2 protein-coding genes and 1 pseudogene are annotated in these 5,281 nt (G+C 76.0%); all 3 read left to right on the top strand.

The genetic code is table 11. The features are described 5' to 3' along the window. Positions 1-289, top strand: a pseudogene (gene prfC / locus AC30N0_RS12095) (peptide chain release factor 3); the annotation flags it as partial. Next, complete coding sequence (locus AC30N0_RS12090) at positions 286-1,347, top strand: endonuclease/exonuclease/phosphatase family protein (RefSeq protein ID WP_489518160.1); 1,062 nt, start codon at positions 286-288, stop codon at positions 1,345-1,347. The pseudogene prfC and the gene AC30N0_RS12090, both read left to right, overlap by 4 nt. A gap of 213 nt (positions 1,348-1,560) precedes the next feature. Next, positions 1,561-5,281, top strand: a 3,721-nt coding sequence (locus AC30N0_RS12085; protein WP_489518159.1) for a beta strand repeat-containing protein, incomplete at its 3' end; no start/stop codon positions are given.

Raw genomic sequence — 5,281 nt, 5'->3', positions numbered from 1 at the left:
CGCGCACCGGCTCGAGCACGAGTACGGAGTCAAGGCCCGCGTCATGCCGAGCCGCTTCCAGGTCGCGCGCTGGGTCAGCTGCGAGCCGGAGAACGGCGGCGACAAGGAGCTGCAGCGCTTCCTCGACGCCAACCAGCACCGCGTCGCCTACGACGCCGTCGACGCGCCGACGGTGCTGGTCGAGTACGCGCCGGAGCTGCGCGCGATCGAGGCGAACTGGCCGAAGATCCGCTTCCACGCGCTGCGCGAGCACGCCGGGCTGGTGTTCCAGCGCCAGCTCGACGGTTGAGCGCGGCAGCGGCCCTGGCCCGGGTCGTCGTCGGCGCGGTCTTCACCGTCGCTGGCATGGTCTGGGTCGGTTACCGGCTCGGGCCCGAGCGCTTCTGGCCCCTGGCCCTGCTGCAGTACCTGCCGTACCCGATCCTCCTCGTGCCGGCGGCAGTGGGGGTGCTGTGCTCATGGGCACTGGGGCGCGGCTGGCGCATCGTCGCGCTGGCCGCGCTGGCCATGGTGCTCGGGGGCGCGATGGGGCTGGCGATCCCTCTGCCCCTTGCCGCTGACGAGCGACCGCGCGTGCGGCTCATGACCTGGAACATCAAGGCGTCTCTCGCTAGCGAGCGGCCCGACGGCTTCGCCGCCTTGGCGCGGGAACTCGACCGGCATGCACCCGACATCGTCGTCGTGCAGGACGCCCAGGAGCTGGATTCGCATCGCGGCATCGGCAAGCCGGTCGCCGCGCTGTTCGGCGACCGGCATCGCTTTGCCCTCGGGCAGTTCGTGATCGCCAGCCGCTTTCCACTGCGCGACTGCGCAAGCGGGTTCGCTTCGAGCGGTGCGGCCGGCCAGGCGTGGGTCCGCTGCACGGTGGCGATCGGCGGCAGCGACGTCGACCTTTACAACGTCCATCTGCGGACACCGCGGCTCGGCCTCGACGCGACCCGACGCGAGCTCCTGCACGGCGAAGACGGCGGCGTCGAGGATCTCGAGCGCAACGTGGCCGAGCGCCTGCAGCAGTCGCGCGCCCTGGCCGCTGCGGTGCGCGCCGGCCCGCGGCCGGCGATCGTCGCCGGCGACCTGAACGCGCCGCCGCCGTCGCTGGTCGTCCGCACCCTGCTCAAGGCCGGCCTGCGCGACGCCCACGCCGGTGCCGGGCTGGGCTTCGGCTTCACCTACGGACACGCCTTCCGCTGGCGCTTCTCGTTCCTGCGCATCGATCACGTCCTGGTCGGCCCCGCGATCGGCGTCGCCGGCAGCACCACCGGCGGCGCGCAGGGCTCTCCGCACCGCCCCGTGATCGCCGACCTGGTCCTGGCCGGGGCGGGCGCCGCCCGGCTCGTCCGGCCCTGACCGCCGGTCAGGCAAGGCACGGCCCGCACGTCGCTGCAAGCCTGAACCGTGTGATCGGTCACTGCAGCGGATGGCTTCCTCGTGCAAGGCGCACGCCCGAATCCGGGGGCCGGGGGACACGCCTCCGACAATTCCCGGCAGAGGCCGACGCGCGCAGGCGCGGGGCCAGACCCGGCCCGGCGGCCGTCCACGTCCGCCCATGAAAGCCTATCCATGAGGCCACGGCCCTCGCCCCTGCGCCGGAGTTCCGGCCCGCTGCCGACGCGGCTGGCCATCGCCATGGCCATCGCCCTGGCGGCGGCACCGCTCCTTGCCAACCCGAGCGGTGCCTCCGTCGTCTCCGGCCAGGCGAGCATCGCCGCCGCCGGCAAGACGCTGACGATCACTCCCACGCCCGGCACGATCATCCACTGGCAGGGCTTCTCGATCGGGGCCGACGAGCTGACCCGCTTCATCCAGCAGAGCGCGAGAAGCAGCGTCCTCAACCGCGTCACCGGGCAGGACCCGTCGCTGCTGCTCGGCCGCCTGCAGTCGAACGGGCGCGTCTTCCTCGTCAATCCGAACGGCATCGTCTTCGGCGCCGGCGCGCGCGTCGACGTCGGGGGACTCGTCGCGTCGACGCTCGACCTCGGCGACGCCGACTTCCTCGCCGGCCGGCTCCGCTTCGCGGCCAGCCCCGGCGGCGCCGGGGCGCTGACGCAGCTCGGCGCAATCCGCACCGCCAGCGGCGGCCAGGTGGTGCTGGTCGCGGCCCGGATCGAGAACGGCGGCGTGGTCAGCGCGCCGGGCGGCGAGATCGTCCTGGCCGCCGGGCAGACCGTGCAGCTCGCCGACACCGCCAACCCGGACCTGCGCGTCAGCGTCGGCGGCCGGCCGGGCGAGGTCGTCAACGTCGGCGAGCTCCTCGCTCGCGGCGGCCGCATCGGCATCCACGCCGGCCTGATCCGCTACGAGGGCACAGTCAGCGCCGACCGGGCCGAGCGTGGCGCCGGCGGCGAGATCGTGCTGCGTGCCGGGCGCATCGAGCTCGGCGCCGGCAGCGCCAGCACCGCCAGCGGCGAGCAGGCCGGCCGCATCGACATCGACGCTGACGGCGGCAGCGTGTCGGCATCGGGCCGGATCGAGGCCAAGTCGAGGGACGGCCGCGGCGGCTCGATCCACATCCTCGGCCGCCGGGTCGACCTGCCGCAGGCACGCGTCGACGCCTCCGGCGCGCGCGGCGGCGGCGAGATCCTGGTCGGCGGCGACGCCCGCGGCATCGCCGCCGCCACCGGAGGCGTGCGCCCGCTTCGCAACGCCGAGACCAGCTCGGTCGGCGCGGCGACGGCACTGCGTGCCGACGCCGGCAGCATCGGCGACGGCGGCCGGGTCGTGGTCTGGGCCGACGACGCGACGAGCTTCGCCGGCAGCGCCTCGGCACGCGGTGGCGCGACGGCGGGCGACGGCGGCTTCGTCGAGGTCTCGGGCCGCAGGACGCTCGATTTCCGCGGCAGCGTCGACACCACCGCGGCCCGCGGCAAGACCGGCACCCTGCTCCTCGACCCGACCGACATCGTCATCTCGACCGGCCCCAACGCCAGCGTGACGACGGCGACGCCCTTCACCGGCACGGCGGCGACGTCGACCCTGAACACGACGACGCTGCAGAACGCGCTCGCCACCAGCAACGTGGTCGTCGACACCAGCAGCGGCTTCGGCAGCGCCGGCAACATCAGCGTCAACAACACGGTGTCGTGGGCGAGCGCCAACACGCTGGAGCTGCGCGCGCACAACGCCATCACCGTCAGCGCCGCCATCAACAGCGGCGGCGGCAGCGGCGCCGGCGCCCTGCGCCTGATCGCCGACCAGGACGGCAACGGCAGCGGCAACGTGGCGATCAACGCCGCCGTCCTGGCCCGCGCCGGCATCGCGGTGTCCGGCGTCAACGTCAGCAGCTCGGCGACGGCCACGCTGACCACGACCGGCGCCGCCAACCAGAACGGCGGCGCGCTCTCGATCGCCGCCACCGGCACGGTCGCGCTCGGCGCCGCCCTCGTCGCGTCCGGGGGCACGGCCAGCGGCAGCGCGCCGGGTCGAAATGCAGGCGCGGTCACGATCGGCGGCAGCTCGGTCGGCACTGCCGCCATCACTGCTTCGGGCAGCAGCGCCAGCACCTCGGGCGCCGGCGGCGCCGGCGGCACGGTGCAGATCACCTCCACGGCGGGAACCAGCACCGGGGCGCTCCTGGCCAGCGGCGGCAACGCCGCCGGCACGAACATGGCCGGCGGCAACGCCGGCTCGATCGCCATCGCCAACAGCGGCGCCGGCAACGTGGTCACCGGTGCGGTGACGGCCCGCGTCGGCGCGGCGAGCGGCACCGGCCCGGGCGGCACGGCCGGCAGCCTGGCCATCGTCAACACCGCCGGCGCGGTGCAGACGCTGGAGCTGTCGACGCAAGGCAACGCGAACGGCGACGGCGGCTCGATCGGCGTCGACGCGGTCGGTGCGGTGGCCGTCACCGGCGTCACCAGCAGCGGCGGCAACGGCAATGCCGGCGCGATCGGTGGCCGCGCCGGCGCGATCTCCCTGCGCTCCAGCGGCGCGGCGCTGACCGCCGCCGCGCTGGCTGCCAACGGCGGCAGCGGCGGCGCCGGCACGGGCGCGGCCGGCAGCGACGCCGGCAGCGTCACGGTGGGCAGTGCCGGCATGCTGTCGATCGACAGCGTCGCGGCGAGCGGCGGCAACGCCGGTGGCACGACGGCCGGCGGCGGCGCGTCCGCTGCGATTGCGATCACGCAGGGCGGCGCCGCCGGCACCCTCACGACCGGCGCCCTGACCGCGCGCACCGGCGCCGCCCGCGGCGCCACGACGAGCGCGGCGGCCGGCAGCGTCACGGTGACGCAGAACGCCGCCGCCCTGCTGCAGGCCGGGGCCATCAACGTCAGCGGCCAGGCCGGCGGCCACGGCGGCGACGTCGACCTGGTCTCGGCCGGCAACGTCACCGTCACCGGGGCCGTCAACGGCAGCGGCGGCGCCCTCAACGCGGGCACCGCGGCGAGCGGCCGCAACGCCGGCAACCTCACCGTGCATGGCGCGAACCGGACCCTCAACGCCGGCGCCCTCACCGCCAGCGGCGGCGCGGCGGTGGTTGCCGGCCAGACCGGCGGCAGCGCCGGCCTCGTTCGCCTGACCGGCAGCGACGGCACGGCAGCGACCGCGGGAACGCTCGTCACCGTCGCCGTTGCGGCAGCGGCCGGTGCCGGCGCCGGGACGGGCGCAGGCGGCAGCGCCGGCACTCTGCTTCTCGAGGGAACGACGGTCAGCGCCACCACCCTGACGACGACCGGCGGCGCCAACGCACCGGGCGGTGCCATCACCGCGACGGCGAGCAGCGGCGCCCTCACCGTCACCGGCGCGATCGCGTCGTCCGGCGGCAGCGCCGCCGTCGGCGCGCCGGGCAGCCGCGCCGGCGACATCGCGCTCGCCGGCAGCACGCTGGCGCCGCTGCCCACCCTCACCGCCACCGGCAGCAGCGGCAACGGCAGCGCCTCGCCCGGCGGCGACGGCGGCAGCGTCTCGGTGGCCTCCGGCGGCGCCTTCTCGGCCGTCGCCATCACCAGCAGCGGCGGCAGCGGCGGCAGCGGCGGCGACGCCGCCGGCGGCACGGCCGGGGCGATCGACCTCGGCAGCGGCGGCACCATCACGCTCGCCGGCAACCTCACCGCCGCCGGCGGCAACCGCTCCGGTGCCGGTGCGGCCGGCGCCGGCGCCGCGATCCGGATCCAGGCGCCGGTCCTGCTCAACGCCGCCACGGTGACCCTGAACAGCGGCGGCGGCAGCGCCGGCCTCGGTGCCGGCGGCGACGTCGACTACGACGCCGCCGTGGACTCCACCGGCGCGGCGCGCGCCCTGGTCGTCAACAGCAACGCGCAGACGCGCTTCGGCGGCGCCGTCG

Source organism: Rhizobacter sp., assembly GCF_031412495.1.
Classification (GTDB): domain Bacteria; phylum Pseudomonadota; class Gammaproteobacteria; order Burkholderiales; family Burkholderiaceae_C; genus Schlegelella_A.
The sequence above is the reverse complement of the archived record's forward strand: the minus strand, read 5'-3'. Positions and strand labels throughout refer to the sequence as shown.